Origin of the sequence: Streptomyces sp. NPDC102437 (assembly GCF_044765565.1) — a bacterium.
Classification (GTDB): domain Bacteria; phylum Actinomycetota; class Actinomycetes; order Streptomycetales; family Streptomycetaceae; genus Streptomyces.
The window spans coordinates 107,331-134,330 of record NZ_JBIWKI010000021.1; the positions used below are offsets into that span (position 1 = coordinate 107,331).

General features: G+C 70.6%; 21 protein-coding genes and 1 pseudogene. 17 read left to right on the forward strand and 5 right to left on the reverse strand.

Annotated features, from left to right (window positions below; all coding sequences use genetic code 11):
• The first annotated feature begins 40 nt into the window (after nucleotides 1-40).
• The 4 genes from ACIRJP_RS25835 (at nucleotide 41) to ACIRJP_RS25850 (ending at nucleotide 3,891) form a co-directional block, all read left to right on the forward strand.
• Nucleotides 41-1,438 carry an APC family permease gene (locus tag ACIRJP_RS25835; protein ID WP_404178592.1) on the forward strand — a complete coding sequence of 466 codons (1,398 nt, stop codon included), beginning with the start codon at nucleotides 41-43 and terminating at the stop codon, nucleotides 1,436-1,438.
• An 80-nt stretch (nucleotides 1,439-1,518) separates the two neighbouring features.
• The gene (gene xseA, locus ACIRJP_RS25840; RefSeq protein WP_404178595.1) at nucleotides 1,519-2,730 is read left to right on the forward strand and encodes an exodeoxyribonuclease VII large subunit; all 1,212 of its coding nucleotides are present in this window, start codon (nucleotides 1,519-1,521) and stop codon (nucleotides 2,728-2,730) included.
• A 121-nt stretch (nucleotides 2,731-2,851) separates the two neighbouring features.
• Nucleotides 2,852-3,118 (forward strand): exodeoxyribonuclease VII small subunit, encoded by a 267-nt coding sequence (locus ACIRJP_RS25845; protein WP_383720121.1) that lies wholly within the window; start codon nucleotides 2,852-2,854, stop codon nucleotides 3,116-3,118.
• Nucleotides 3,119-3,300: 182 nt separating this feature from the next.
• Nucleotides 3,301-3,891, forward strand: coding sequence for a malonic semialdehyde reductase (locus ACIRJP_RS25850; RefSeq protein ID WP_404178599.1), 591 nt, complete (start codon nucleotides 3,301-3,303; stop codon nucleotides 3,889-3,891).
• Between the two features lie 124 nt (nucleotides 3,892-4,015).
• Here the strand turns inward: ACIRJP_RS25850 and ACIRJP_RS25855 are convergent, their stop codons facing one another.
• Nucleotides 4,016-4,534, reverse strand: coding sequence for a DUF4245 domain-containing protein (locus ACIRJP_RS25855; RefSeq protein ID WP_404178602.1), 519 nt, complete (start codon nucleotides 4,532-4,534; stop codon nucleotides 4,016-4,018).
• Between the two features lie 141 nt (nucleotides 4,535-4,675).
• Between ACIRJP_RS25855 and glpX the strand changes: the two genes are divergently transcribed.
• Nucleotides 4,676-5,707: a class II fructose-bisphosphatase gene (gene glpX / locus ACIRJP_RS25860; RefSeq protein WP_342287201.1), complete on the forward strand. Its 1,032-nt coding sequence runs from the start codon at nucleotides 4,676-4,678 to the stop codon at nucleotides 5,705-5,707.
• 234 nt (nucleotides 5,708-5,941) lie between these two features.
• Here glpX and ACIRJP_RS25865 read toward each other — a convergent pair whose 3' ends face one another.
• Both ACIRJP_RS25865 and ACIRJP_RS25870 read right to left on the reverse strand, forming a co-directional pair.
• On the reverse strand, nucleotides 5,942-6,325 hold the full coding sequence (locus ACIRJP_RS25865; RefSeq protein WP_351261468.1) for a WhiB family transcriptional regulator: 384 nt from the start codon (nucleotides 6,323-6,325) through the stop codon (nucleotides 5,942-5,944).
• 177 nt (nucleotides 6,326-6,502) lie between these two features.
• Complete coding sequence (locus tag ACIRJP_RS25870) at nucleotides 6,503-7,165, reverse strand: DUF1707 domain-containing protein (protein WP_404178607.1); 663 nt, start codon at nucleotides 7,163-7,165, stop codon at nucleotides 6,503-6,505.
• Between the two features lie 191 nt (nucleotides 7,166-7,356).
• Between ACIRJP_RS25870 and ACIRJP_RS25875 the strand changes: the two genes are divergently transcribed.
• The 3 genes and pseudogenes from ACIRJP_RS25875 to ACIRJP_RS25885 all read left to right on the forward strand — a co-directional run bounded on the left by ACIRJP_RS25875 (nucleotide 7,357) and on the right by ACIRJP_RS25885 (nucleotide 11,671).
• Entirely contained in the window at nucleotides 7,357-9,048 is a 1,692-nt protein-coding gene (locus ACIRJP_RS25875; RefSeq protein ID WP_404178610.1) for a fumarate hydratase, read from the forward strand.
• A gap of 147 nt (nucleotides 9,049-9,195) precedes the next feature.
• A pseudogene (locus ACIRJP_RS25880) lies at nucleotides 9,196-9,968 on the forward strand (MFS transporter); the annotation flags it as partial.
• Nucleotides 9,969-10,369: 401 nt separating this feature from the next.
• Complete coding sequence (locus tag ACIRJP_RS25885) at nucleotides 10,370-11,671, forward strand: M18 family aminopeptidase (RefSeq protein WP_404178613.1); 1,302 nt, start codon at nucleotides 10,370-10,372, stop codon at nucleotides 11,669-11,671.
• A 79-nt stretch (nucleotides 11,672-11,750) separates the two neighbouring features.
• Here the strand turns inward: ACIRJP_RS25885 and ACIRJP_RS25890 are convergent, their stop codons facing one another.
• Nucleotides 11,751-13,280 (reverse strand): ricin-type beta-trefoil lectin domain protein, encoded by a 1,530-nt coding sequence (locus ACIRJP_RS25890; RefSeq protein WP_404178616.1) that lies wholly within the window; start codon nucleotides 13,278-13,280, stop codon nucleotides 11,751-11,753.
• 106 nt (nucleotides 13,281-13,386) lie between these two features.
• Between ACIRJP_RS25890 and ACIRJP_RS25895 the strand changes: the two genes are divergently transcribed.
• The 4 genes from ACIRJP_RS25895 (at nucleotide 13,387) to ACIRJP_RS25910 (ending at nucleotide 19,526) form a co-directional block, all read left to right on the forward strand.
• A complete protein-coding gene (locus ACIRJP_RS25895; protein WP_404178619.1) occupies nucleotides 13,387-14,811 on the forward strand; it encodes a class II fumarate hydratase in 1,425 nt (474 codons plus the stop codon).
• Nucleotides 14,812-14,915: 104 nt separating this feature from the next.
• The gene (locus ACIRJP_RS25900) at nucleotides 14,916-15,614 is read left to right on the forward strand and encodes a DUF402 domain-containing protein (RefSeq protein WP_404178622.1); all 699 of its coding nucleotides are present in this window, start codon (nucleotides 14,916-14,918) and stop codon (nucleotides 15,612-15,614) included.
• A 371-nt stretch (nucleotides 15,615-15,985) separates the two neighbouring features.
• Complete coding sequence (locus tag ACIRJP_RS25905) at nucleotides 15,986-17,899, forward strand: SpoIIE family protein phosphatase (RefSeq protein WP_404178625.1); 1,914 nt, start codon at nucleotides 15,986-15,988, stop codon at nucleotides 17,897-17,899.
• A 157-nt stretch (nucleotides 17,900-18,056) separates the two neighbouring features.
• Nucleotides 18,057-19,526, forward strand: coding sequence for a catalase (locus ACIRJP_RS25910; RefSeq protein ID WP_266729985.1), 1,470 nt, complete (start codon nucleotides 18,057-18,059; stop codon nucleotides 19,524-19,526).
• 87 nt (nucleotides 19,527-19,613) lie between these two features.
• Here the strand turns inward: ACIRJP_RS25910 and ACIRJP_RS25915 are convergent, their stop codons facing one another.
• A complete protein-coding gene (locus ACIRJP_RS25915) occupies nucleotides 19,614-21,869 on the reverse strand; it encodes a transglycosylase domain-containing protein (protein WP_404178628.1) in 2,256 nt (751 codons plus the stop codon).
• Nucleotides 21,870-22,091: 222 nt separating this feature from the next.
• Between ACIRJP_RS25915 and ACIRJP_RS25920 the strand changes: the two genes are divergently transcribed.
• From ACIRJP_RS25920 to ACIRJP_RS25940, 5 genes are all read left to right on the forward strand, one after another.
• Nucleotides 22,092-23,063, forward strand: a complete 972-nt coding sequence (locus ACIRJP_RS25920) for an SPFH domain-containing protein (protein ID WP_404178631.1) — start codon at nucleotides 22,092-22,094, stop codon at nucleotides 23,061-23,063.
• On the forward strand, nucleotides 23,060-23,308 hold the full coding sequence (locus tag ACIRJP_RS25925; RefSeq protein ID WP_327273194.1) for a hypothetical protein: 249 nt from the start codon (nucleotides 23,060-23,062) through the stop codon (nucleotides 23,306-23,308). Before ACIRJP_RS25920 ends, ACIRJP_RS25925 begins: the two co-directional genes overlap by 4 nt.
• Nucleotides 23,309-23,391: 83 nt before the next feature.
• On the forward strand, nucleotides 23,392-23,916 hold the full coding sequence (locus ACIRJP_RS25930; protein ID WP_404178635.1) for a PadR family transcriptional regulator: 525 nt from the start codon (nucleotides 23,392-23,394) through the stop codon (nucleotides 23,914-23,916).
• A complete protein-coding gene (locus ACIRJP_RS25935) occupies nucleotides 23,913-24,599 on the forward strand; it encodes an ABC transporter ATP-binding protein (protein WP_351261489.1) in 687 nt (228 codons plus the stop codon). Before ACIRJP_RS25930 ends, ACIRJP_RS25935 begins: the two co-directional genes overlap by 4 nt.
• Nucleotides 24,596-26,995, forward strand: coding sequence for an ABC transporter permease (locus ACIRJP_RS25940; RefSeq protein WP_404178639.1), 2,400 nt, complete (start codon nucleotides 24,596-24,598; stop codon nucleotides 26,993-26,995). Before ACIRJP_RS25935 ends, ACIRJP_RS25940 begins: the two co-directional genes overlap by 4 nt.
• Nucleotides 26,996-27,000: the final 5 nt, after the last annotated feature.

A 27,000-nucleotide genomic window follows, 5' to 3' on the forward strand; every position in this document is an offset into this window, starting at 1 on the left:
CCTGACGGGGCTGAAACCGTACGCGACTCTGGGAGGGCTCATGCCGGACACCGGCAGCGGCGGGACTACTGGGGTGGCGGGGGCGCATCAGGAAGGCGGGAGGCTGCGGCGGACACTCGGGTTCCGGGACCTGGTGGTCTACGGGCTCCTGTTCATCGCGCCGATGGCTCCCGTAGGGGTGTTCGGCACGCTGGACGCGAAGTCCGACGGTGCCGTCGCGCTGGTCTACGTCGCGGCGACGGTGGTGATGGCGTTCACGGCGTTCAGTTACGCCCAGATGGTGCGGGTCGCCCCACTGGCCGGTTCGGTCTTCGCGTACGCGCGCAAGGGGCTCGGGGAAGGGCCGGGCTTCATCGCCGGGTGGATGGCGATGCTCGACTATCTGCTGATCCCGGCGGTCGCCTATCTCTTCTCCGGGATCGCGCTGAACGCGCTGATGCCGTCGGTGTCGCGGTGGGTGTGGACGGCGCTCGCCGTCGTCGTCACCACACTGCTCAACCTCTGGGGTGTACGGGCCGCCGCCCGGGTCGGCTTCGCGGTGCTGGCGATGGAGATCGTGGTGCTGCTGGTGTTCCTGGTGTCGGCGGTGGTGGTGCTCGTACGGGACGGGGCGCAGCGCGGCTGGCTGACTCCGCTCACCGGTGATTCGGGCTTCTCCGCCTCGGCGGTGCTGGGGGCGGTGTCGGTGGCGGTGCTGTCGTATCTGGGCTTCGACGCGATCGCCACGTTCGCGGAGGAGGTGACCGGGGGCTCTGCGAAGGTGGCGCGGGCGCTGCTGTTCTGTCTGGTGCTGGCGGGTGTGCTGTTCGTGGCGCAGGCGTATCTGGCGGCGCTGCTCGAACCGATGACGTCGGCGGAGCTGGCCGCAGATCCGGCCGCGCAGGGGTCGGCCTTCTACGACACGGTGGACTCGGCGGTCGGCGGCTGGCTGCACGATCTGGTGGCCGTCAGCAAGGCGATCGGGGCGGCGTTCGCGGCCCTGGCGGGGCAGGCGGCCGCGGGACGGCTGCTCTTCGCGATGGCCAGGGAGCGGCGGCTGCCCTCGGTGCTCGCCAAGGTCGACCCGGGGTCCGGGGTGCCGCGGGTCGCGATCCTGCTGGCCGCGACGGTGACTCTGATCGCCGCGGTGTGGGCGGCCCGGCGCGCCGACGGGCTCGACCGTCTGGTGTCGGTCGTCGACATCGGTGCGCTGACGGCCTTCGTGCTGCTGCACGCGTCGGTGGTCGGCTGGTTCGCCGTGCGCCGGATGGCGGGACCGCCCAGCTGGTGGCGGCATGTGCTGGTGCCGGTGGTGGGCGCGGGGGTGCTGATCGCGGTGATCGTGGAGGCGACCCCGAGCGCTCAGGTGGTGGGGGTGTGCTGGTTCGCGGTGGGGCTGGTGGTGCTGGCGTTGCAGTGGGGGCGCGGCGTACGGCCTGGGGTGACGAGGGTGAGGTGAAGGGTGAACCGGCACTCCTGAGCCCCGGCGGTCCTGTCGTGGGCGCCCGATTGTCGGTGGGGGCGGATACGCTCGCTCGCATGGCTCTCCAGACGTCCGCGGAAGCTCCGCTGCCCGTAGGTGATGTGTCGCGGCTCATCGGCGGCTGGATCGACCGGCTCGGGGCGGTCTGGGTCGAGGGGCAGATCACCCAGCTGTCCCGGCGGCCGGGCGCCGGGGTGGTGTTCCTGACGCTGCGCGACCCGTCGCAGGACATCTCGGTGAGCGTGACGTGCTTCCGACAGGTCTTCGACCGGATCGCGGATGTGGTGACGGAGGGGGCGCGGGTCGTCGTCCTGGCCAAGCCGGAGTGGTACGCGCCGCGCGGCCAGCTGTCCCTGCGGGCCACGGAGATACGGCCGGTCGGCATCGGTGAGCTGCTGGTCCGCCTGGAACGGCTGAAGAAGTCGCTGGCCTCGGAGGGGCTCTTCGCGCTCGACCGGAAGAAGCCGCTGCCGTTCCTGCCGCAGCTGATCGGCCTGGTCTGCGGACGGGCGTCGGCGGCCGAGCGCGACGTGCTGGAGAACGCCCGGCGGCGGTGGCCCGCGGTCCGCTTCGAGGTGCGCAACGCGGCGGTGCAGGGTGTGCACGCGGTGAATCAGGTGGTCCAGGCGGTGAAGGAGCTGGACGATCTGCCGGACGTGGACGTGATCGTCGTGGCACGGGGCGGCGGCAGCGTGGAGGACCTGCTGCCGTTCTCGGACGAGCAGCTGATCCGGACGGTGGCCGCGTGCCGTACGCCGGTGGTGTCGGCGATCGGTCATGAGCCGGACTCCCCGCTGCTCGACCTGGTCGCGGACCTGCGCGCCTCCACGCCGACCGACGCGGCGAAGAAGATCGTGCCGGACGTGGGCGAGGAGCTGGACCGGGTGCGGCAGCTGCGTGACCGCGCGCTGCGGACGGTACGGGGGCTGCTGGACCGGGAGGAGCGCGGGCTGGCGCACGCCCTGGGCCGGCCGTCGATGGAACGTCCCCAGCGGATGGTGGACGAGCGCGCGGCCGAGATCGACGCGCTGGTCGGGAGGAGCCGGCGGGTGCTGGGGCATCTGCTGGACCGGGCGGACTCCGAGCTCGCCCACACCCGGGCGCGGGTGGTCGCGCTGTCACCCGCGGCGACGCTGGAGCGCGGTTACGCGGTGCTGCAGCGGGCCGACGGCCACGTCGTGCGGGATCCGGCGGAGGCGGGGGCGCCGGGCGAGGTGCTCCGGGCCCGGGTTTCGGGTGGCGAGTTCGCGGTGCGTGTGAGCGAGTGAACGGGGTCGAGGTGGCAGACCGGGCCGGGGTCGCAGACCGGACCGAAATCATGGACCGGGTCGAAATCATGGACGTACGAGGTCACGGGCCCCTGGCGGGCCGGAACGTAGGGTGGGGCGCATGACGGACGACGCGACTACGGCGGCGGGTGCCACGGGCACACTCGGCTACGAGCAGGCCCGCGACGAGCTGATCGAGGTGGTGCGCCGCCTGGAGGCCGGCGGTACGACGCTGGAGGAGTCCCTCGCGCTCTGGGAGCGGGGCGAGGAGCTGGCGAAGGTGTGCCGGCACTGGCTGGAGGGCGCGCGCGCCCGGCTGGACGCGGCCCTCGCGGGTCCGGCCGACGGCCAGGAGAACGGCGGCACGGCAACAGCCGACAACGGCTGAGGCCGTCCAGGACTGCTGCGGGGCCGGGCGGGAGCGCTGCGGCTGTCCGAGGCTGCTGCGGGACCGTGGAGCGCTGTGGAACGGATCACCCTGCCCAGTTTTAGTTGAAAGTTAACCTACTTTCCGGCTACCGTGGTCCTAGTCAGTCGATCCATCTGAACGTCCGGAAGGCAATACGCACGATGTCCCTCGCTCTTGACCCCGCCGCCCAGGACCTCCTCTTCCGTGAGGCCCGCACCGCCAACACCTTCACCGACGAGCCGGTGACCGAGGAGCAGGTCCAGGCGATCTACGACCTGGTCAAGTACGGGCCGACCGCGTTCAACCAGTCGCCGCTGCGCGTCGTCCTGGTCCGCTCCGACGACGCCCGCGCGCGTCTCGTGAAGCACATGGCCGAGGGCAACCAGCCGAAGACCTCGACCGCCCCGCTGGTCGCGATCCTGGCCACCGACAACGAGTTCCACGAGGAGCTCCCCGCACTGCTGCCGCACTTCCCGCAGGCCAAGGACGCGTTCTTCTCCGAGCGCCCGGTCCGCGAGTCGGCCGCCGCACTGAACGGCGCGCTGCAGGCCGCGTACTTCATCATCGGCGTCCGCGCCGCCGGTCTGGCCGCGGGCCCGATGACCGGCTTCGACGCCGCTGGCATCGAGAAGGAGTTCCTGGACGGCGACCACAGCCTGCTGATGGTCGTCAACATCGGCAAGCCGGGCGAGGACGCCTGGTTCCCGCGTCTGCCGCGTCTCGCCTACGACGAGGTCATCAAGACCGTCTGAGTCCGGCCCCCGCGCCGGACCGTCACCCCGGTCACCCGGCGTCACAGCCGTACGGAGGAAGGCCCTGGAGCACCGAGTGCTCCAGGGCCTTCCTCCGTACGCCGTGCGCGGACGCGCGGCAGCGTCAGGACGTCTTGAGTGCGGCGGCCATCTCCGCCAGCCGTTCCGGCGAGGCGGAACCCGTCACCACGGTGGTCGAACCCTTGTCGTGGCGCACCAGGGCGTCGTACTTCGAGCCCTCCCAGTGCTGCCAGGTCTCGCCCGCGACCTGCTGCGTACGCCCGGTGTTTTTGGCGTCCTGGCTGACCTCGGTGACGTACTTTTTCGCCGGGGACGTGGACTGTTCCACGGCGACGTACCTGCCCTCCGGGTCGAGGAAGCCCAGGTGCCAGCTGTTGCCCGCCTTGCGGTCGTAGCTGACCGAGGTCGGCTTCCACTTCCCGGTCAGTCCGTCCGGGGCTGCCACGGGGTACGGCGCCGCGCGGCGGGCCGTCAGGAGCTCCACCCGGTAGTCGACGGCCTTGACCGGGTTGGCGTTCTCGTCGTGCGGAACGAAGATGTAAACAACCCCTGCCGCGGCGGAGATGACCGCCATCGACAGGAACATGTCCCGCACCGTCTGCTTGCCTCGCTTGCTAGCCACGGGTCCATGGTCGCATTAGCCCCGACGGACCCGACCCGGGGGCAGGTGCTCATAAGTGACCCGGTCTGCTCATTTTGTCGACCTGACGATAGAGTCGCAGCACCCTCTTCCGGTCGTCGCCGTACAGAAAGGTGCGCTCCGATGTCCGAGCATCATCTGCCGTCTCAGCTCGAGGTCTCCCCCGAGGCCCCCGACCGCAACCTCGCCCTGGAGCTGGTCCGGGTCACCGAGGCCGCCGCCATGGCGGCGGGGCGCTGGGTGGGCCGCGGCGACAAGATCGGCGCCGACGGCGCCGCCGTGAAGGCCATGCGGACCCTCGTCTCCACCGTCTCGATGAACGGCGTCGTCGTCATCGGCGAGGGCGAGAAGGACGAGGCCCCCATGCTGTTCAACGGCGAACGCGTCGGCGACGGCACCGGCCCCGAGGTCGACATCGCCGTGGACCCGATCGACGGCACGACCCTGAACGCCAAGGGCATGCCGAACGCGATCGCCGTCCTGGCCGCCGCGGACCGCGGCGCCATGTTCGACCCGTCGGCCGTCTTCTACATGGACAAGCTGGTCACCGGCCCCGAGGCCGCCGACTTCGTCGACATCAACGCCCCCGTCTCGGTGAACATCCGCCGGGTCGCGAAGGCGAAGAACTCCGCTCCCGAGGACGTCACCGTCGTCGTGCTCGACCGCCCGCGTCACGAGGGCATCGTGAAGGAGATCCGCGAGACGGGCGCGCGGATCAAGTTCATCTCCGACGGCGATGTCGCCGGCTCCATCATGGCCGCCCGCGAGGGGACCGGCGTCGACCTGCTGATGGGCATCGGCGGCACGCCCGAAGGCATCATCTCGGCCTGCGCCATAAAGTGCCTCGGCGGCGTCATCCAGGGCAAGCTCTGGCCCAAGGACGAGGCCGAGCGCCGGCGCGCGCTGGACGCCGGGCACGACCTGGACCGGGTGCTGTCCACCGACGACCTGGTCAGCGGCGACAACGTGTTCTTCGTCGCGACCGGCATCACGGACGGCGAGCTGATGCGCGGCGTGCGGTACCGCGCGGAGACGGCGACCACCGAGTCGATCGTCATGCGGTCCAAGTCCGGCACCATCCGGAAGATCGACTCCACGCACCGGCTCTCGAAGCTGCGCGCCTACAGCGCGATCGACTTCGACCGCGCGAAGTAGACCCGGTCCCGGAGAGCTCCGGAAGACAGTGCGAGGTCTCCGGAGACACCACGCGAAGAGGCGCCCCCCATGTGCGGTGGGGGCGCCTCTTCGCGTGGTGCGTGCGGACACGGGCCCGTACAGGACGGCGCCGTCCGGACACGGGACCGTACGGACGCGAGCGCGCGGGCACGAAACCGCACGGATACGGACACGGGTGCGGGCCGGCGGCCGGACCGGCCGGGTCCGGGCCGGTCAGCCCGCCGCCGCGATCCGGCCCGTCGCGCCGGAGGACACGGCCGAGGCCTTGCGCTCCATCTCGCGACGTCTGCGACGGGCGAGCACCACACGACGCTCGGCGGCGGTGAGGCCGCCCCACACCCCGTACGGCTCCGGCTGTATGAGCGCGTGTTCCTGGCATTCGATCATCACCGGGCAGCGCGCGCAGACCCGCTTCGCGGACTCCTCGCGCGCGAGTCTGGCAGCAGTCGGCTCCTTCGACGGGGCGAAGAACAGCCCGGCTTCGTCCCGGCGGCACACCGCCTCCGAATGCCAGGGGCCGGCCTGGTCCTCCCGCGCGGGGGTGCGCTGGGGAGGGACGGCGGCGACCTGCAGGGGCTGATGCGGCAGTTGCAGCACGGTCTACTCCTGACGACGGCTTCGCGAGCGAGAGACGATGCAGCATTCCCTACCCGCTGTGCGCACGCCTATGCACTGAGTGGCACTCGGTTCCGGGTCGCGAAATAGCGGCCGGCCAGGAATCTGGCTTGTTTTCGAAGGGGAATCGAGGGAGTTCCCGGCGAGTTCCGGCAGGAGCTATCCGAGGTATTTGCGCAGCCGGTCCTGGAGATCCGCGATGAACTTCCCGCGCTTGGGCTTCGCCTCCACGCTACCGAACACGGAATAGCCGTTCACGACGACCACCGGCGCTTCGGGGTCCGCGGATTCCAGGGTGGCGACTTCGAAATTGCCGAAGACGCCCGTGCCGCTGCCGCGCAGCGAGATGTTCTCGGGGACCTTGACTTCGACACTCCCGAAGATGGAAGTCGCGTTGATGACCGTGAGTCTCTGACCGAAAAGCGCCTCGGTCAGATCGACCTCCACGCTGCCGAAGAGCGCGAAGGCGTTCGTACGGCTGCCGACCCGCCAGCGGCCCTTGCGGGTCGAGCTGCTGAAGATCGCCACCAGGTTGTCGGCGGGACCCATGGGGCTCTCGTGACCATGGACGCCGGGAGCGGCAGCCGTGCGGGCGGCGCCCGCCGGAGCGGGCAGGTCACGTACCAGCGGTTCCAGCTCGCCGACGGTCTTGGCGCGGTAGACCGCGTCGACCCGCTCGGCGTGCTCGTCGGCGGTGAGCCGGCCCTCGGCCATGGCTTCCCGCAGGATGTCCGCGATCCGGTCCCGGTCCGCGTCGGAGGCGCGGATACCGGCCGGCTCCACCGGGGCCACTGGCTGCTGGGGCTGCTTTTCGAGGTCCACCGGCCCAGCGTACCCAAACGCGATAGATCGCGACTAGCCCCCGCCGTGTCGCACCCCGCCCAGGAACGGCCCCCCGGAGTGGCCGAACTGAGCCTTACCTCACAGCTTCGGCGCTCCTGTGGCGTTCTACCCTGGTGGGTGCGCTGCCCAAGGGAGGTCAGCCGCCGTCTGCCGAGTGAGGAATGGCCGTAATGCCAGAGTTTGCGTACTCCGATCTGCTCCCGTTGGGAGAGGACACCACGCCGTACCGTCTGGTGACCTCCGAGGGTGTCTCCACCTTCGAGGCCGACGGTCGTACGTTCCTCAAGGTCGCGCCGGAGGCGCTGCGTACCCTGGCCGCCGAGGCCATGCACGACATCTCGCACTATCTGCGCCCCGCCCACCTGGCGCAGCTGCGGCGGATCGTGGACGACCCCGAGGCGTCGTCCAACGACAAGTTCGTCGCGCTCGACCTGCTGAAGAACGCGAACATCGCGGCGGCCGGCGTGCTGCCGATGTGCCAGGACACCGGCACCGCGATCGTCATGGGCAAGCGCGGGCAGAACGTGCTCACCGAGGGCGGTGACGAGGAGGCGCTTTCGCACGGCATCTTCGACGCCTACACCAAGCTCAACCTGCGCTATTCGCAGATGGCTCCGCTCACCATGTGGGAGGAGAAGAACACCGGCTCGAACCTCCCTGCCCAGATCGAGCTCTACGCCACCGACGGCGGCGCGTACAAGTTCCTCTTCATGGCGAAGGGCGGCGGCTCGGCCAACAAGTCGTTCCTCTTCCAGGAGACGAAGGCGGTGCTGAACGAGACCTCCATGATGAAGTTCCTGGAGGAGAAGATCCGTTCGCTGGGTACGGCCGCCTGCCCGCCGTACCACCTGGCGATCGTCGTCGGCGGTACGTCGGCCGAGTTCGCGCTCAAGACCGCGAAGTACGCCTCCGCGCACTACCTGGACGAGCTGCCTGCCGAGGGCTCCCCCACCGGCCACGGCTTCCGGGACAAGGAGCTGGAGGAGAAGGTCTTCGAGCTGACGCAGAAGATCGGCATCGGCGCCCAGTTCGGCGGCAAGTACTTCTGCCACGACGTGCGTGTCGTCCGCCTCCCCCGGCACGGCGCCTCGCTGCCCGTGGCGATCGCCGTGTCCTGCTCGGCGGACCGCCAGGCCACCGCGAAGATCACCGCCGAGGGCGTCTTCCTGGAGCAGCTGGAGAAGGACCCGGCCCGCTTCCTCCCGGACACCACCGACGAGCACCTCGACGAGGCGGGTGCCCGCGGCGAAGACGCTCAACGGCACAGTGTGAAGATCGACCTCAACCGCCCGATGGACGACGTCCTCGCCGAGCTGACCAAGTACCCGGTCAAGACCCGGCTCTCACTGACCGGCCCGCTGGTCGTGGCCCGCGACATCGCGCATGCCAAGATCAAGGAGCGGCTGGACGCGGGCGAGGAGATGCCGCAGTACCTGAAGGACCACCCGGTCTACTACGCGGGCCCGGCGAAGACGCCCGAGGGGTACGCCTCCGGCTCCTTCGGTCCGACGACGGCCGGCCGGATGGACAGCTATGTCGCGCAGTTCCAGGCGGCGGGCGGCTCGAAGGTGATGCTCGCCAAGGGCAACCGGTCCAAGCAGGTCACCGACGCGTGCGACGCGCACGGCGGTTTCTACCTCGGCTCGATCGGTGGGCCGGCGGCCCGCCTCGCGCAGGACTGCATCAAGAAGGTCGAGGTCGTCGAGTACGAGGAGCTCGGTATGGAAGCGGTCTGGCGGATCGAGGTCGAGGACTTCCCCGCGTTCATCGTCGTCGACGACAAGGGCAACGACTTCTTCACCGAGCCCGCCCCGGCACCGACGTTCACCAGCATTCCGGTGCGGGGCCCGGGTCTCGCCTGACCTGTCGGTACAAAGCATCACGGCCCCGCGGAGCGTTCCGCGGGGCCGTGCTCATGCCTCCAGCAGGCCCGATGTCGCGACCGGACAGCCGAGTTGGGCCCGGCTGTTGCTGCCCAGCTGCTCGGAGACCTTCCGCACATGCTCCGCGCCGTCACGGTGGCGCTGCTGCCGATCCCGGACGGGGGCCGGGGAAAGGACGCCCGGCCGGAATCGGAGGGGGATTCCGGCGAGGACGGGGAGAAGAAGCGGACCGGTGGCCGGAGGCGGCGGGGGCGGCCGGGCGCGTTGCTCGCGTCGGCGGCCGCGCCGGGACTCGGTCTGATGGTTGTGCTGCGGAGTGTCGACGCCTTCGGCTCGTCCTCCCACAACGCCGCACTGCCGGTCCACCCCGCCGCGCTCGACGCCGCCCACCCGGCCGTGTCCGTCAGCGCGTTCTGGTGTCTGTGGGCGGTGGGGAACGTCGTCGCGCAGCAGGTGATCCAGCGGTACGTCAGACGAACCGGGCGCACGGTGGGGGCGCCGGGCTTCGGGTACGGCACCTGTCTGATGTCCGGGGCTTTCATCCTCGCGTTCGCCGGGTTCCCATGGGCCGCGACCGTCGTGATCGCGCTGGCGGCGCGGGGGCGGCGGACGGGCTCACGGAGGTCTCGTACACCTCCCATCTGCAGACGCTCCCCGCCGATCTGCGCGCTCACGCCTTCGGGCTCTCCGCGACCCTGGAGAACCTCGGGTTCGGCGTCGGCATGATCCTGGTCGCCGCGGCCCTCGACCGGTTCAGCCCGCCGGCCGTCGTCGGCTGGTCGCACGGGGCGGCCATCGTGGTCGCCGTGGGGTTCCTGATCAGGGTGCCCGGCGCACGCGGGCGGGCCGCCGTTTCCGCCCCCCGTTCCGGCGCCGACCGCGCCGGTCCGGAGCGATGAGGTTCCCGTACGACGATATTCGGCCAATCTCGGCGGGCTCGGCGAGGGGCCGGGCGCACGCCGTGGTGTCCCGCACGCTCCCGGTGCCTGCCCCGGCACGCCCCTGCCCGCACCGGGGAACGCCGCCGCCGCGGACGGTCGGGCACCGCCGCTTTCACGCAGCGGGCCGCGCTGCGGACTTGCGCCGTACCGGCCCGCTTTGGTGGGTTGTCGGACGTTCCCGCACCACTCGGCCGGCCCGGCCCCGGGATACCCGCCCCTGAGGACCGGCACCCCCGCCGGATCGCCCGGGTGCCCGGAGGCCGGCCACGCCTCGCACACCGCCCGCACCGCGCCGCACCCAACGGCCCGGCGCGGGTTCCTCCACCCTCACCGTCGAACTCCGGAAAGGCGGACGCCCGATGACGCCGCTTACCCACCGCAGCCACACCGACGACCTGCTTTCCTTCATCAGTGCCAGCCCTTCCCCGTACCACGCGGTGGCAGGTTCCGCCGAGCGCCTGGAGAAGGCGGGCTTCCGTGAACTGCGGGGCACCGACGACTGGACGGGCACGACCGGCGGCAGCTTCGTCGCCCGCGCCGGTGCGTTGATCGCCTGGTACGTCCCCGAGGGGGCCCCGGCGCACACCCCCTTCCGGATCGTCGGCGCCCACACCGACTCCCCGAACCTGCGGGTCAAGCCCGCCCCCGACACCGCATCGGCGGGCTGGCGGCAGATCGGCGTGGAGATCTACGGCGGTGTTCCGCTGAACACCTGGCTCGACCGCGACCTCGGCATCTCCGGGCGGCTCGCGGTGCGCACCCCGGGCGGCGGGGTCGCCTCCCGGCTCGTACGGATCGACGAACCGCTGCTGCGGGTACCCCAGTTGGCCATCCATCTGGACCGTACGGTCAACGAGGCGCTCGCGCTCGACCCGCAGCGCCACGTCGCTCCGGTCTGGGCGCTCGGGCCGCGGGCGGAGGGTGCGCTGCTGCGCCGGGTCGCGGCGGCCGCCGAGGCGGACCCGGACGAGGTGCTCGGCTGGGACCTGATGCTCCATGACGTCCAGCCGCCCGGGTACCTGGGCGCCGACCGGGAGTTCGTGGTGTCGGCTCGGCTGGACAACCTGGTCTCGGTGCACGCGGGCGTCACGGCCCTGGCGGCCGCGGCGACCGCGGCCGACGAGCCGGCGTACATCCCGGTCCTGGCCGCCTTCGACCACGAGGAGGTCGGCAGCGGTTCGGCGACGGGTGCGCAGGGTCCGCTGCTGGAGCAGGTCCTGAGCCGCTCGGTCACCGCCCGCGGCGGCAGCCCGGAGGACTGGTCGCGGGCCCTGTCCGGGGCGTTCTGCGTCTCCGCCGACATGGCCCACGCGGTGCACCCCAACTACGCGGAGCGGCACGACCCGGACCACCGTCCGCTGCCGGGCGGCGGCCCCGCGCTCAAGGTCAACGTCAACCAGCGGTACGCCACCGACAGCACCGGCATGGCGGTGTTCGCGGCGGCGTGCGAGCGGGCGGGCGTGCCGTGGCAGCCGTTCGTCTCCAACAACGCGATGCCGTGCGGTACGTCGATCGGCCCGCTCACCGCTGCCCGGCTGGGCGTGGAGACGGTCGACGTGGGGGTGCCGGGGCTGTCCATGCACTCGGCGCGCGAGCTGTGCGGGGTCGAGGACCCCGGCCATCTGGCGGCCGCGCTCGGCGCGTTCATGACGTCCGGCTGATCCGCGCCGGACGGCCCGAAGAGGCGGAGCGGCACCGGACGCCCCGCCCCTTCTTCACGCACTCGTAGAACGGCGACCGCTACACGAACCGCTGCTGCGCGCTGCCGTCGCAGGCCTGGAGCTTCAGCGGGTCCTTCGCCGCCGCCAGCGTCAGGCACAGTCCGGTCGAGGCCGCCGGGCGCAAGGTACCCGACTGCTTCACGAACTGCTGGTTGGCCGCGCCCGAGCAGTTGTACAGGATGGCCGTGGCGCCCGCCTTGTAGTCGGCGCCAGGTATGTCCAGGCACCGGTCGTGGCTCAGCTCCGTACGGAGGGTCTTCGTACCGGAGTCGTACCACCAGCCCTGGTTGCGGCCGCCGTGGCAGTCCCAGCCGCCGATCTTCGTGCTGTTACCGGTCACCGAGCCGGGGGCGTCCACACAGGTGCCCGTCGCCTCGTTCTTCAGGGGCTTGAAGGCGTCGTCCCACGCCCCGGCCTGCAGTACCGGCTTTCCGGTGCTCGCCGGGTCGGCGCAGCTCGCCTGGCGCAGGTTGGAGTTGTAGATCTGGGTCAGGCAGGACGCGAAGGCGCCGTGGCCGCTCGCGTTCGGGTGGTAGGACTGCCGCAGGGAGTTGGAGTCCGGCGGGAAGTGTCCGAGGTCGATGTAGAGACCGCGGGCCCAGGTGGACTCGCTGCACACCTCGTGGCCGTGGAAGAGCCGGGAGTTGTCGAGGTAGAAGGCCCCGGTGTCGTCGGCGACCTTGCGCATGCCGCGCTCGAAGGCGGGGACGGCCACGTTGCGGCCCCAGGCCGCGTCGGAGTCGTACCCGGCGCAGCCGCCGGGAAGCTTCCCGGGGAAGCTGGGGTTGTCGTAGAAGTCCGGGCCGATGGGGCTCGGGTAGCCCATGACCACGAGCTTGTAGTCGTTGTCGGCGTAGCCGGCCCCCGACATGACGGTCTTCAGGTCGCGCACCGTCTTCTCGACCTTGGGGACGAGTCCGTCGACGCGCGCCTGCCAGCCGCCCTCGTACTTGGGCTGGCAGGTGCCCTGGGAGAGCACCCAGCGCTCGACGCAGTCCGTCATGACCGGGCCGAACTGGAGGTCGTCGTTGGCACCCGCCACCAGCACGATCATCTTGATGCGGGTATTGCGGGCCTTGATGGCGAGGTTGTCGCTCTGCACGAGCTCGTCGGCGTACTGCTTCGAGCCGCCGATCACGATGTTGCCGGTGTACGCGCCGGAGCAGGAGACGTTGTACGTGACGTCCGCCGGGATGCCGGTGCGGTGGATGGCGGAGTCGGGCGAGCGGTGGCACCAGTTGTCGGGGCCGTTGGTGCCGGCCTCGTACGTGCCGACGCCCTCGCCCGAGATCTCGCTGTCGCCGAGCGAGATCAGCCCGGTCTTGCGGTCCGCGAGCGGGCGCTCGGCCGGGTCGCCGTACAGCTTGGTGGCCTCCGCGGCGCGGATGGCCTCCAGCTCGGGCGACAGGGGGGTGGATGCGGTGGTGCTGGAACCGGACCGCTCCGTCGCACCGGCCGTACCGGCAGCCACGGTCATGCCGCCGACCGCCGCCGCCATGGCCGCGGCGGCCGCGACCGTACAGCGGAACCTGTGCCTCATGCGCCTCATTGCGCCTCCCCGGGTTGTGGTTACCCCCGGTATTTACTGGTCGGTAGGCATCTTGGGAATAGAAAGAACAAGACAAGTGCTCAACTTTTTCAGGAGGTTGAACGAGATGGACGACTCACAAGCAGGCGAGCGGTCCCCCGCGAGCGGTGGAGATTTCCGCGTCGAGCACGATTCGATGGGCGAGGTGAGAGTGCCCGCCGAGGCCAAGTGGCGGGCCCAGACTCAGCGCGCGGTGGAGAACTTCCCGGTCTCCGGCCAGCGCCTGGAACGGGCCCACATCGAGGCCCTGGCCAGAATCAAGGCGGCCGCGGCCAAGGTGAACGCCGAGCTGAAGGTGCTCGACCCGGACATCGCCGCGGCCATCCAGGAGGCCGCCGCCGAGGTCGCCGAGGGGCGCTGGGACGACCAGTTCCCGGTCGACGTCTTCCAGACCGGGTCGGGCACCTCGTCCAACATGAACACCAATGAGGTGCTTGCCACCCTCGCCACCGAACGGCTGGGCCGCGAGGTCCATCCGAACGACCATGTCAACGCCTCGCAGTCGTCCAACGACGTCTTCCCGTCCTCCATCCACATCGCCGCGACGGCGGCCGTCACCGGCGACCTGATCCCCGCCCTGGACCGGCTGGCGACCTCCCTGGAGCGCAAGGCCGCCGAGTTCGCGACGGTCGTGAAGTCGGGGCGTACGCATCTGATGGACGCCACCCCCGTCACCCTCGGCCAGGAGTTCGGCGGCTACGCGGCACAGGTCAGGTACGGCATCGAACGGCTGCGCGCCTCGCTCCCCCGCCTCGCCGAACTGCCGCTGGGCGGCACGGCCGTGGGCACCGGCATCAACACGCCGCCCGGCTTCTCCGCCGCCGTCATCGCCGAGGTCGCCTCCGCCACCGGGCTGCCGCTCGCGGAGGCCCGGGACCACTTCGAGGCGCAGGGCGCGCGGGACGGGCTCGTGGAGACCTCGGGCCAGCTCCGTACCATCGCCGTCTCGCTCACCAAGATCTCCAACGATCTGCGCTGGATGGCGTCCGGACCGCGCACCGGCCTGGCAGAGATCAACCTCCCCGACCTCCAGCCGGGCTCGTCGATCATGCCGGGAAAGGTGAATCCGGTCATCCCCGAGGCCGTCCTGATGGTGGCCGCCCAGGTGACGGGGAACGACACGACGGTCGCCGTGGCGGGCGCGGCGGGCAACTTCGAGCTGAACGTGATGCTCCCGGTCATCGCCAAGAACCTGCTGGAGTCGGTACGGCTGCTGGCCAACGCCTCCCGGCTGCTCGCCGACCGCACGGTCGACGGCATCACCGCCAACGTCGAGCGGGCCAGGGAGTACGCCGAGTCCTCGCCGTCCGTCGTCACCCCGCTGAACAAGTACATCGGCTACGAGGAGGCGGCGAAGGTCGCCAAGAAGTCCCTCGCGCAGCGCCGCACCATTCGCGAGGTCGTACTGGACTCGGGCTACGTCGAGCGGGGCGACCTCACCGTGGAACAGCTCGACGAGGCGCTCGACGTGCTGCGTATGACCCACCCGTGATCTGCGTCGCAGCTCGGCCCTGTCGTCGAACTGCCGTCGCCGCTCGGCAGACGGCAGTTCGACGACAGACCCCAGGGGGTTTCCGGTCCCTCTAAGATCCGTCCATGGCAGGTACCGGAGACATCGAGCACTGGGCGCCGGGTGATCAGATCCTGTGGCGCTACCGCCGCAACGGCGCGCCGGCGGGGTCCGGGGCGCCGGAGCGGGCCCCGGACCCGTTCCACATCTGCCGCCCCGTCACCGTCGTCCAGGACACCGACGAACTGCTCGCGGTGTGGGTGGCGCCGGGCACCGAGTGTGTGAAGCCGGTGCTGGCGAACGGCAGGGAGGTGCACGCCGAGCCGCTCGCCACCCGCTACACCGCCCCGCGCACCACCGCGCGCTCCCCCTGGCTGGGAAACGGTGTGCTGAAGCTGGCCCGGCCCGGTGAGCCGTGGTCGGTCTGGCTGTTCTGGGAGCCGGTCTGGCAGTTCCGCAGCTGGTACGTGAATCTGGAGGAACCGCACACCCGCTGGCAGGGCGGCGTCGACTCCGAGGATCACTTTCTCGACATCTCCGTGTATCCGGACCGCAGCTGGGTCTGGCGCGACGAGGACGAGTTCGCCATGGCGCAGCGGGCCGGCCTGATGGCCCCGCGGACCGCGCGGCGGGTGCGGGAGGCGGGCCGGGCCGCCGTCGGGCTGATCGAGGAGTGGGGCGCTCCGTTCCGGGACGGCTGGGAGGACTGGCGGCCCGATCCACAATGGCGTGTTCCCGCGCTTCCGGATGACTGGGACCGCACCCCCTCGTATACGCCGTCGTGAGACCCTTGATGCACCCCAGGGGGACAAACGTAGGATCGTCCTCCGGGCTGCCGCTCCGACCCAACCGGGAGGCGCGGCGCGCGAACTGACCACAAGTCATCGCACGAGCACCGCGTACTGCATGAGCTGTATGAGCCACATCAGACGTATGAATCGTATGAACCACTACGAGGGGGTGGAGACGTGCTCGCTGTTGCCTGCCCCGTCGCCGGAAACGTTGTCACCGGCCAACCCCGCAAGCATCCGGTTTCAGCCCCTCGTTCCGGGGCATCCGGTGACAGCCGTTGTTATCGCCGCTCTTGCCGGGGCACAGTAACGCCCCACGAGGTGATTGCCTCATACAACCGGCCCGGACGGACGGAACCCCACGCGTGACGGAGCACCCCACCTCCCACGAAGGCCGGCAGCCTCTCGCCGCCCGGTCGCAGGAACGCACCCGGCCGCGGCAGCAGGACGCCGCGCCGGCCGCTTCCCCTGCCACCGCCGCGATCCCCGGCCCGGCCGCGGCTCCGGGGCCGGCAGCCGGCCCCGCGACCGGCCCCGCAGGACTCGACCCACAGGCCGCAGCCCGTCGCGAGGGCGACCGGCTGCGTTTCGTCGGGGCAGCCACCCGGCGGATCGCCCGCGGCATAGACCTGGACGAGATCGTGCTGGGCCTGTGCCGGGCCAGTGTGCCGACGTTCTCCGACGCCATACTGGTCTACCTCCGCGACCCGCTCCCGGTCGGTGACGAGCGGCCGGTCTCCCCCTTCGTGCTGCGGCTGCGCCGGTCCGACCGGCTGCGGCTGAGCGAGGAGACGGACAGCTTGTCGGAGACCGAGCGGCTGCGGCTGCCCGTCATCGATCCGCACGGCGATCTGATGCCCGCGGCCGAGCTGTGCGAGGTCCGCTCCGGCGGCGCGCTGGCCGAGGTGCTGCGCGGGGTACGGCCGGTCTTCGGGGACTCGGCGGCGGCCCGTGCCGCGCTGCCCGAGCTGCTCGGCGCCGGCCGGACCGTACCCACCGGACACCGCGCGATCCTCGCCCCGCTGCGCGGCCGGCGGCGGGTGATCGGCGCCGCCGTCTTCCTGCGCGGCACGGAGCGGCCGCCCTTCGAGTCCAACGACCTGCTGGTCGCGGCCCAGCTGGCGACGCACACCGCGCTCGGCATCGACAAGGCCGTGCTGTACGGGCGCGAGGCGTACATCGCCGACGAGCTCCAGCGCACCATGCTGCCCGACTCGCTGCCGCAGCCGACCGGCGTCCGGCTCGCCTCCCGCTATCTCCCGGCCGCCGAGACGGCCCGGGTCGGCGGCGACTGGTACGACGCGATCCCGCTGCCCGGCAGCCGGGTCGCCCTGGTCGTCGGCGACGTCATGGGCCACTCCATGACGTCCGCGGCGATCATGGGCCAGCTGCGCACCACCGCGCAGACCCTGGCCCAGCTCGACCTGCCGCCGCAGGAGGTGCTGCACCACCTCGACGAGCAGGCCCAGCGGCTCGGCAGCGACCGCATGGCGACCTGCCTGTACGCGGTGTACGACCCGGTCGCGCACCGGATCACGATCGCCAACGCCGGGCATCCGCCGCCCGTCCTGCTCCACCTGGGCGGCCGTGCGGAGGTGCTGCGGGTGCCGCCGGGCGCCCCGATCGGCGTCGGCGGGGTGGACTTCGAGGCCGTCGAGCTGGACGCGCCCGCGGGAGGCACGCTGCTGCTGTACACCGACGGCCTGGTGGAGTCCCGGCTGCGGGACGTCTGGACCGGGATCGAGCAGCTGCGCGAACGGCTCGCCGCCACCGCCCGCCTGACCGGCCCGGACCACTCGCCGCCGCTGGAGGCGCTCTGCGACGACGTGCTGGACATGCTCGGTCCGGGCGACCGGGACGACGACATCGCGCTGCTCGCCGCCCGGTTCGGCGGCATCGCACCGAGCGATGTCGCCTACTGGCACCTCGAACCGGAGGAGACCGCGCCGGGCCGGGCCCGCAGGCTGGCCCGCCGCGCGCTCAGCCGCTGGGGTCTCGACGATCTCTCCGACTCGGTGGAGCTGCTGATCAGCGAGGTGGTGACCAATGCGGTGCGTTACGCGGAGCGGCCGGTGACGCTGCGGCTGCTGCGCACCGACGTGCTGCGCTGCGAGGTCGGCGACGACTCCCCGCAGCTGCCCCGGCAGCGCCGGGCGCGTGACATGGACGAGGGCGGGCGCGGCCTGTTCCTGGTGAACCGGCTGGCCAGGCGGTGGGGGGCGACACGCCTCTCGACCGGCAAGGTGGTCTGGTTCGAGATGCCGTCCCCGGGCCAGTAGCCGGGCCGGCGAAGGAGCGGCACAAGGGCATGGAACGGGCGCGGGGCAGAGCCCTGTACGCACGGTAGTGAAATGTTGCCGACCTCCTGTCGGCGGGTTTGACTTCAGTCGTGAACGAGACGGCCTGACCGAACCCCCCACCGACGGGAGGACGCTCGTGTCCGAGGAATCGAAGACCAAAAACACCCCGTACACCACGAACAATGCCGGAATCCCGGTGGAGAGCGATGAACACTCGCTCACTGTCGGATCCGACGGACCGATCCTGCTCCAGGACCACTACCTCATCGAGAAGATGGCCCAGTTCAACCGCGAACGGGTCCCCGAACGAGTGGTTCACGCCAAGGGATCCGGCGCGTACGGCACCTTCAAGGTGACCAACGACGTCAGCCAGTTCACCAAGGCCGACCTGTTCCAGCCGGGCAAGCAGACCGCCATGCTCGCCCGGTTCTCCACGGTCGCCGGGGAGCAGGGTTCCCCCGACACCTGGCGGGACCCTCGTGGATTCGCCCTGAAGTTCTACACCGAGCAGGGCAACTACGACATGGTCGGCAACAACACACCGATCTTCTTCGTACGTGACCCCATGAAGTTCCAGGACTTCATCCGCTCGCAGAAGCGCCGTCCGGACAGCGCGGTGCGCGACCACGACATGCAGTGGGACTTCTGGACCCTGTCCCCCGAGTCCGCGCACATGGTGACGTGGCTGATGGGCGACCGGGGCATCCCGAAGACGTACCGCCATATGAACGGCTACAGCTCGCACACCTACATGTGGGTCAACGCGGGCGGCGAGCGGTTCTGGGTGAAGTACCGCTTCAAGACCGACCAGGGCATCGACTTCTACACGCAGGACGAGGCCGACCGGATGGCCGGTGTGGACGGCGACGTCCACCGCCGCGACCTGTTCGAGGCGATCAAGCGCGGTGACCATCCGAGCTGGACGCTGTACATCCAGGTCATGCCGTTCGACGACGCACCCGACTACCGGTTCAACCCGTTCGACCTCACGAAGGTGTGGCCGCACGGCGACTACCCGGAGATCGAAGTCGGCCGGATGACGCTGAACGAGAACCCGGAGGACTTCTTCGTCCACATCGAGCAGGCGTCCTTCGAGCCGTCGAACCTGGTGCCCGGCATCGGTCCGTCGCCCGACAAGATGCTGCTCGGCCGGCTCTTCTCGTACCCGGACACCCACCGGTACCGGATCGGCCCGAACTACGCGCAGCTGCCCCCGAACCGTCCGCGGTTCGGCCGGAACTCGTACGCGAAGGACGGCCCGATGCGGTACGAGCCGAGCCGTACGGGAGCGGTCTACGCGCCGAACTCCTACGGCGGCCCGGCGGCGGACACCGCGCGCTACGGCGACCCGGCGGGCTGGGCGACGGCGGGCGAGATGGTCCACGAGGCGTACAAGCTGCACAGCGAGGACGACGACTGGGGCCAGGCGGGCACGATGGTGCGCAAGGTGCTCGACGACGCGGCCCGCGAGCGGCTGGTAGGGAACATTTCCGGCCATCTGCTGGACGGGGTGAGCGCCCCGGTCCTGGAGCGCGCGCTGCAGTACTGGCGCAACGTGGACAAGGACCTCGGCGACCGGATCGCCAAGAAGGTCAACGGCGGCTGACCCACGGAAAGACCCGCGGGAAAGGGGTCAGGGGCGGTGCCGGCCGGCACCGCCCCTGACTCATGTGTTCACCGCCGGCTCAGGCGCTCATCGGGCGGGAGGAGCGTTGTTGACGATGTTGTTCTCGTTGCCGTCGGCCGGCTTGCCAGGGACCCCGCCGCTGCCCGGCAGCTCCGGGGACTGGGTCGGCGGCGGCACGTCCGGCGACTTGCTCGGCGGCGGCACGTCCGGCGACTTGCTCGGCGGCACGTCGGGCGACTTGCTCGCGCTCTGCGAGGGCACGTCCGGCGACTGCGACGCGGTCGTGTCGGTGCTCGCCGTCTGCGAGGGGGTCGTCGACGGCGAGGACGGGACGGTGGACTGTCCGCGCTCGACGTCCTCCAGGTCGAACTGGGCACTGGAGCCGCCGCCCAGCGCGCCGAGCGTGTAGTCCGCCCAGATCTGCGCCGGGAAGCCACCGCCGTTGGCCCGGCCGGAGTTGGCCGTGCCGGTCAGGCTGACCTGGCCGCCGCCCTCCTTGGGCGATTCGCCGAAGAGCGCGACGACGGTGGTGAGCTCGGGGGTGTAACCGGCGAACCAGGCCGACTTGTTGTTCTCCGACGTGCCCGTCTTACCCGCCGCCTCGTACGCCGAGGTGTTGGCCGCCCGGCCGGAGCCGCTGTCCACCACGCCGGTCAGCACGGAGGTCACGGTGTCGGCGGACTTGCGGCTGATCACCTGGCTGCCGATGCCCTCGACCGGCTCGACCGTCCGCTCACGGTGCTTGGCCGACTTCACGATGTACGGGGTGACCTTCTTGCCGTGGTTGTCGAGCGTGGCGTACGCGCCCGCCATGTCCCAGGTCGAGGCGTTCATGGTGCCGAGCGTGATGGCGGGGCGCTCGGGGAAGTTCTTGTCCGGTACGCCGAGGGCCAGCGCGGTCTTCTTCACCGCGGGCGGGCCGACGTCGACGACCATCTGCGCGAAGGCCGAGTTGATCGACGCGTTCATCGCCTTCTGCACGGTGACGCTGCCGTAGCTCTGCTCGTCCTCGTTCTCCGGGGCGAACGGGGTGTCGCTGCCGACCACGGGCCGCTTGCTGGTGCCGTCGTAGCGGGTGTTGACGCCGATCAGGTCGCCGTCCTGGGTCTTCGACTCGTTCTCCAGCGCGGAGGCGAACACCAGCGGCTTGAAGGTGGAGGCAGGCTGGTAGTCCTGGCGGGTGGCGTTGGAGATGTAGTGCTCGGTGTAGCCCACTCCGCCGTACATCGCGACGACGGCGCCGGTCTTCGGGTCGACGGAGGTGGCGCCCGCCTGGACGGTCGCGTCGACCTTGTTGCCCTTGCGGTCCAGCTTGGACTCCAGCTGGCGGTTGACGGACTGCTCCAGCTGCTTCTGCCGCTTCTTTTCGATGTTGAGCGTGAAGGTCCAGCCGCCGGCCCGCCGCATATCCGCGGTGATGCCCTGCTTGTCCAGCTCCTGGTTGGCCGCCTCGACGAGGTAACCGGTCTGGCCCTCCATGCCCTTGGCCGGCTTGGCCTTGCCCGGGACCGGGAATTCGAGCTTGTCGCGCTCGGCCTTGTCGAGCCAGTGCATCTCGACCATGTTGTCGAGGGTATAGGCCCAGCGGTCCTTGACCAGCTTCTTGCCCGTCGGGGTGGCGGTCTGCCAGTCGTACTGGCTGGGGGCCTGGAGCACAGAGGCCAGGTAGGCGCCCTGGGAGACGGTGAGGTCCTTTGCGTCGACCCCGTAGTAGGCCTGCGCGGCGGCCTGGATGCCGCTCGCGCCGCGCCCGTAGTACGCGGTGTTGATGTACCCGGCGAGGATGTATTCCTTGCTCTTCTTGCTGTCGACCTTGAGCGAGATCACCAGTTCCTTGAGCTTCCGGCTGATCGTCGGGTCCTGCGTCAGGTAGTAGTTCTTCACGTACTGCTGGGTGATGGTCGAGCCACCCTGCTTGCCCTTGCCGCTGAGGGTGTTGAGGATGCCTCGGGTGGTGCCCTTCAGGTCGATGCCCTCGTCGTCGTAGAAGGACTTGTTCTCGGCGGCGACGAAGGCGTGCTGCACCTTCAGGGGGACCTCGGCCAGGTCCACGATCTGACGGTTGACCCCGTCCGTGCCGGTCCGGGTCAGCAGTGACCCGTCGCTGTACTGGTAGACGTTGCTCTGCCGCTCGGCCAGGGCGTTGGCCTTCGGGATGTCCACGTACATGTAGAGGGCGACGAAGGCGCCCATGATCAGCAGGCAGAACCCGAGGAAGGTGCCCAGCATCTTCTTCCAGGTGAAGAGTCTGCGTATGCCGCCGCTCTTCGCGGCCCGCCGCGCTCCGCGCCGCTGGGCTCGTCGCGCATCCGCTCGACCCATCGCTGTGTTGCTCCCGTTTCTCTGCTCGACCAGATCCGCTCAGCCAAACCAGCTAACACCGTCGGCCAGGACAAAAAGCGAGCGATGCGGTCTTTTACGGACGTGACAATCAGCACCCGTTCTTAAGGGAACCGACTCATGAAGGGTGCCCAAGGTTGCGAACACAGGTAATGTGTAATCACATTGCTAGCACTGAGCCGGACTTTCCAAACGGGGGATCCCATGACCGATCACGACAATCCACACACAGTGACCACCCTTGCCGCCGACCTCGCTCCCGACACGCCCCAGATGCCCGAGCCGCAGGTGAGAGAGGTGTCGGCGCACAGCATTCCCGGCGGTCTCGGACTGCTGCTGACCGTGGTCGGCGTGATCACCGGCATCGGTCTCGCCATCGTCGGCGGTGTGGTCGGCTCGAACGGCAACAACGGCCTGGGCATCCCGGTCTGCATCTTCGGGGTGCTTCTCGTCATCGTCTCGTTCTTCTGCATGACGGGTGTGAAGATGGTCGCACCGGGCGAGGCCCGGGTGATCCAGCTCTTCGGCCGGTACGTCGGCACGATCCGCGCCGACGGGCTCCGCTGGATCAATCCGCTCACCAGCAGCCGGAAGATCTCCACCCGGGTCCGCAACCACGAGACCGCGGTCCTGAAGGTCAACGACGCCTACGGCAACCCGATCGAGCTCGCCGCGATCGTCGTCTGGAAGGTCGAGGACACCGCGCAGGCGCTCTTCGAGGTCGACGACTTCCTGGAGTTCGTCGCCACCCAGACCGAGGCGGCCGTCCGGCACATCGCGATCGAGTACCCGTACGACGCCCACGACGAGGGCGGCCTCTCGCTGCGCGGCAACGCGGAGGAGATCACCGAGAAGCTGGCCGTGGAGCTCACCGCCCGGGTCCAGGCCGCCGGCGTACGGATCATCGAGTCGCGCTTCAGCCACCTCGCGTACGCCCCCGAGATCGCCTCCGCGATGCTCCAGCGCCAGCAGGCCGGCGCGGTGGTCGCGGCCCGGCAGCAGATCGTCGAGGGTGCGGTCGGCATGGTCGAGATGGCGCTCACCCGGATCGCCGAGCAGGACATCGTCGAGCTGGACTCGGAGCGCAAGGCGGCCATGGTCAGCAATCTGATGGTGGTCCTGTGCGGTGACCGCGCGGCCCAGCCGGTGCTGAACACGGGCACTCTTTACCAGTGACCGAACAGACCCCGCCGGCCCGCAGGACCCCGCCGCAGCGCAAGCAGATGCTGTTGCGGCTGGATCCCGCGGTGCATGACGCGCTGGCCCGCTGGGCCTCGGACGAACTGCGCAGCGCGAACGCGCAGATCGAGTTCCTGCTGCGCAGGGCGCTGGCCGAGGCGGGCCGCCTGCCGGGCACGGCACGGCCGATCCCCCGCCGGGGGCGACCCCCGAAGGATGCTCCGGGCCCGCCCGGCACCTGAGCTCCGGGGTTCCGGAAGTCGGGATTCCGGAAGCGGAACCCCGGTATACACCAGGGGTATACACGCCGAGTACAGTGCTCGGCATGTCAATCGGTCACACCCTGCTCGGACTCCTGGAGTCCGGCCCCCGCCACGGCTACGACCTCAAGCGGACGTTCGACGAGAAGTTCGGTCACGACCGCCCCCTGCACTACGGCCAGGTCTACTCGACCATGTCCCGGCTGCTCAAGAACGGCCTCGTCGAGGTCGACGGCGTGGAGAGCGGCGGCGGCCCGGAACGCAAGCGGTACGCCATCACCGAGGCCGGGATCACCGATGTCAGCTCCTGGCTCGCGCAGCCGGAGAAGCCCGAGCCGTACCTCCAGTCGACGCTCTACACCAAGGTCGTCCTGGCCCTGCTCACCGGCCGCAGCGCCGAGGCCCTGCTGGATTCCCAGCGCACCGAGCACCTGCGCCTGATGCGCATACTCACCGACCGCAAACGCAAGGGCGACCTCGCCGATCAGCTGATCTGCGACCACGCCCTCTTCCACCTCGAAGCCGATCTGCGCTGGCTGGAACTGACCGCCGCCCGGCTCGACCGGCTCGCCGCGGAGGTGGTCGCGTGATCCCCGCCGGCTCCCTGCTCAGCGCCGACGGCCTGCACAAGGCGTACGGCCATACGCCCGCGCTCGACGGCGCGTCGTTCTCCATCCACCCCGGTGAGGTCGTCGCCGTGATGGGCCCCTCCGGCTCCGGCAAGTCCACCCTGCTGCACTGCCTCGCCGGCATCGTCACCCCCGACCGGGGCACGATCACCTACGCGGGCCGCGAGCTCTCCGCGATGTCGGACGCCCAACGCAGCGCCCTGCGCCGCACCGAGTTCGGCTTCGTCTTCCAGTTCGGCCAGCTCGTCCCGGAGCTGACCTGTGTGGAGAACGTCGCCCTGCCGATCCGGCTCAACGGCGCCAGGCGCAAGGACGCCGAGCGCACCGCCCGCCACTGGCTGGAGCGCCTGGAGGTCGAGACCGTCGGCGCCAAGCGGCCCGGCGAGATCTCCGGCGGGCAGGGACAGCGCGTCGCCGTGGCCCGCGCGCTGGCCGCATCGCCCAAGGTGATCTTCGCCGACGAGCCGACCGGCGCCCTGGACTCCCTCAACGGCGAACGGGTCATGGAGCTGCTCACCGAGGCGGCCCGGTCGACCAACGTCGCCGTGGTCCTGGTGACCCACGAGGCCCGGGTCGCCGCGTACTCCGACCGCGACGTCACCGTGCGCGACGGCCGGACCCGCGACCTGGAGCACGCCGTATGACGCTGCTCGACCGGAAGGAGGCGCCGGCCGCGGCACCGCCCGTGCCCAGCCCGCCGACCGGCGCCGCCGCCTGGTTCCGCGACCTCGGCCTCGGCATCCGCTTCGCCTCCGGCGGCGGGCGCGAGGGCTGGACCCGCACCCTGCTGACCGCCGTCGGCGTCGGTCTCGGTGTGGCACTGCTGCTGACCGCCGCCTCGGCACCGCATCTGCTCCAGGAGCGTTCCGCGCGCAGCGAGGCCCGCGCCGAGAGCACCGTTCCCGGCGGGCCCGACGCGCAGGCCAGGAAGACCGACGCCTCGGTGCTGCGGATCAACTCGGAGACCGAGTACCGCAGCCGTACCGTCGAGGGCTGGCTGATGCGCGCGGACGGTACGCACCCGGTCGTCCCGCCGGGCGTCGCACGCTTCCCCGGCGCGGGCGACATGGTGGTCTCCCCCGCGCTGAAGGAACTGCTGGGCTCCTCGGAGGGCAGCCTCCTCAAGGAGCGGCTGCCGTACCGGATCACCGGCACGATCGCCGACTCCGGCCTGGTCTCGCCGGGCGACCTGGTCTACTACGCGGGCAGCGACACCCTGACCCCCGCCGACGGCGGCCACCGGATCGCCGGTTACGGCGATCCGGGGCAGGGCGAGGAGATGCCGCCCGTCCTCGTCGTGCTGATCATCATGATCTGCGTGGTACTGCTGGTGCCGATCGCGATCTTCATCGCGACGGCGGTGCGGTTCGGCGGCGACCGCCGCGACCGCAGGCTCGCCGCGCTGCGGCTGGTCGGTACGGACATCCGGATGACCCGTCGGATCGCGGCCGGCGAGGCCCTGTTCGGGGCGCTCCTCGGCGTGCTGACCGGGGCGGTGCTCTTCCTGCTGGGGCGCCGATTCATCGGTCACATCGAGGTGTGGAACGTCAGCGTCTTCCCGTCCGACCTGGTGCCCGACCCCGCGCTGACGGCGCTGGTCGTCGTCTCGGTCCCGGTGGCGGCGGTGCTGGTCACGCTGGTCGCGATGCGCTCGGTGGTGATCGAACCGCTCGGCGTCGTACGGGGCGGCGGCAACCGCCGGCGCCGGCTCTGGTGGCGGCTGCCGATGCCGGTCGCGGGCCTGGCGGTGCTCTGGATGACCGGCAAGGTCGACGAGTTCACCCCGGTCAACCCGTATCCGATCGCGGGCGGGGCCGTGCTGGTCCTGGTCGGGCTCGCGCTGCTGCTGCCCTGGCTGGTCGAGGCGTGCGTGAACCGGCTGCACGGCGGCCCGGTGCCCTGGCAGCTCGCCACCCGCAGGCTCCAGCTGAGCAGCGGGGCCGCCTCCCGCGCGGTGAGCGGCATCACGGTCGCGGTCGCGGGAGCGGTGGCGCTGCAGATGCTGTTCGCCGCGGTGGGCGACGAGTTCAGCAGGGTGACCGGGCAGGACCCGTCGCGGGCCCAGTTCTACACGTACTCCGAGAAGGTCGAACTCGGGGCGGCCACCCGGACCATCGAGGAGTTCAAGGCCACCAAGGGGGTGGACGCCGTCATCGGGAAGGTCGAGACGTACGCCACCAGGCCCGGCAAGTACTCGAAGTCCGACGTCCAGCCGACCACCAGTCTCATCGTCGGTGACTGCGCGACCCTGCGCGAACTCGCCCGGATCGGCTCCTGCGCGGACGGCGACACCTTCGTGGCTCACCCCAGGAACGACAAGGAGATGTCCGACTGGGTCGATGTGACGGCCCGCAAGGGCGAGGAGGTCCTGATCGGCTCGGGCTACGGCCAGAAGCCGATGCGGTGGACCCTGCCCGCCGGCTCCCGGACGGTCCAGGCCCGCCACGATCCGCTGGGCGAGGACTCCTGGGGCATCATGGCCACCATCGGCGCGCTCGACCCGAGCAAGCTGCCGGGCGCGACGACCCAGGCGCAGATCCGGGTCGACGAGAGCGTCGAGGACGCCGCGGAGTACGTACGGAACACGGCGGCCCGGATCGACCCCGCGATGCGGGTCGCGTCCCTCACGTCGAAGACCCGTGACGAGAAGTACGCCAGTGTGCAGCGCGGCCTCCAGGTCGGCGCGACCTCGACGCTGCTGCTGATCGCCGCCGCGATGCTGGTCTCCCAGCTGGAGCAGCTGCGCGAACGCAAGCGCCTGCTGTCGGTCCTGGTCGCCTTCGGTACCCGGCGCTCCACCCTCGGCTGGTCGGTGCTCTGGCAGACCGCCGTACCCGTGGTCATCGGGCTGACGGTCGCCGTGGCGGGCGGGCTCGGCCTGGGCGCGGCGCTGATCACCATGCTCGACAAGAAGATCACCGACTGGTGGCTGTTCGTGCCGATGACCGGCGCGGGTGCGGCGCTGATCCTGCTGGTCACGCTGGTGTCCCTGCCCTCGCTGTGGCGCATGATGCGGCCGGAGGGCCTGCGCACGGAGTGACGGAG

Bases quoted from the DNA above. Each gene is read 5' to 3' on its own strand.
- ACIRJP_RS25930 (WP_404178635.1), top strand. From the start codon at position 23,392: ATGTCAATCGGTCACACCCTGCTCGGACTCCTGGAGTCCGGCCCCCGC.
- ACIRJP_RS25940 (WP_404178639.1), top strand. From the start codon at position 24,596: ATGACGCTGCTCGACCGGAAGGAGGCGCCGGCCGCGGCACCGCCCGTG.
- xseA (WP_404178595.1), top strand. From the start codon at position 1,519: ATGGCTCTCCAGACGTCCGCGGAAGCTCCGCTGCCCGTAGGTGATGTG.
- glpX (WP_342287201.1), top strand. From the start codon at position 4,676: ATGTCCGAGCATCATCTGCCGTCTCAGCTCGAGGTCTCCCCCGAGGCC.
- ACIRJP_RS25900 (WP_404178622.1), top strand. From the start codon at position 14,916: ATGGCAGGTACCGGAGACATCGAGCACTGGGCGCCGGGTGATCAGATC.
- ACIRJP_RS25890 (WP_404178616.1), bottom strand. From the start codon at position 13,280: ATGAGGCGCATGAGGCACAGGTTCCGCTGTACGGTCGCGGCCGCCGCG.
- ACIRJP_RS25885 (WP_404178613.1), top strand. From the start codon at position 10,370: ATGACGCCGCTTACCCACCGCAGCCACACCGACGACCTGCTTTCCTTC.
- ACIRJP_RS25850 (WP_404178599.1), top strand. From the start codon at position 3,301: ATGTCCCTCGCTCTTGACCCCGCCGCCCAGGACCTCCTCTTCCGTGAG.
- ACIRJP_RS25875 (WP_404178610.1), top strand. From the start codon at position 7,357: ATGCCAGAGTTTGCGTACTCCGATCTGCTCCCGTTGGGAGAGGACACC.
- ACIRJP_RS25895 (WP_404178619.1), top strand. From the start codon at position 13,387: ATGGACGACTCACAAGCAGGCGAGCGGTCCCCCGCGAGCGGTGGAGAT.
- ACIRJP_RS25845 (WP_383720121.1), top strand. From the start codon at position 2,852: ATGACGGACGACGCGACTACGGCGGCGGGTGCCACGGGCACACTCGGC.
- ACIRJP_RS25915 (WP_404178628.1), bottom strand. From the start codon at position 21,869: ATGGGTCGAGCGGATGCGCGACGAGCCCAGCGGCGCGGAGCGCGGCGG.
- ACIRJP_RS25835 (WP_404178592.1), top strand. From the start codon at position 41: ATGCCGGACACCGGCAGCGGCGGGACTACTGGGGTGGCGGGGGCGCAT.
- ACIRJP_RS25920 (WP_404178631.1), top strand. From the start codon at position 22,092: ATGACCGATCACGACAATCCACACACAGTGACCACCCTTGCCGCCGAC.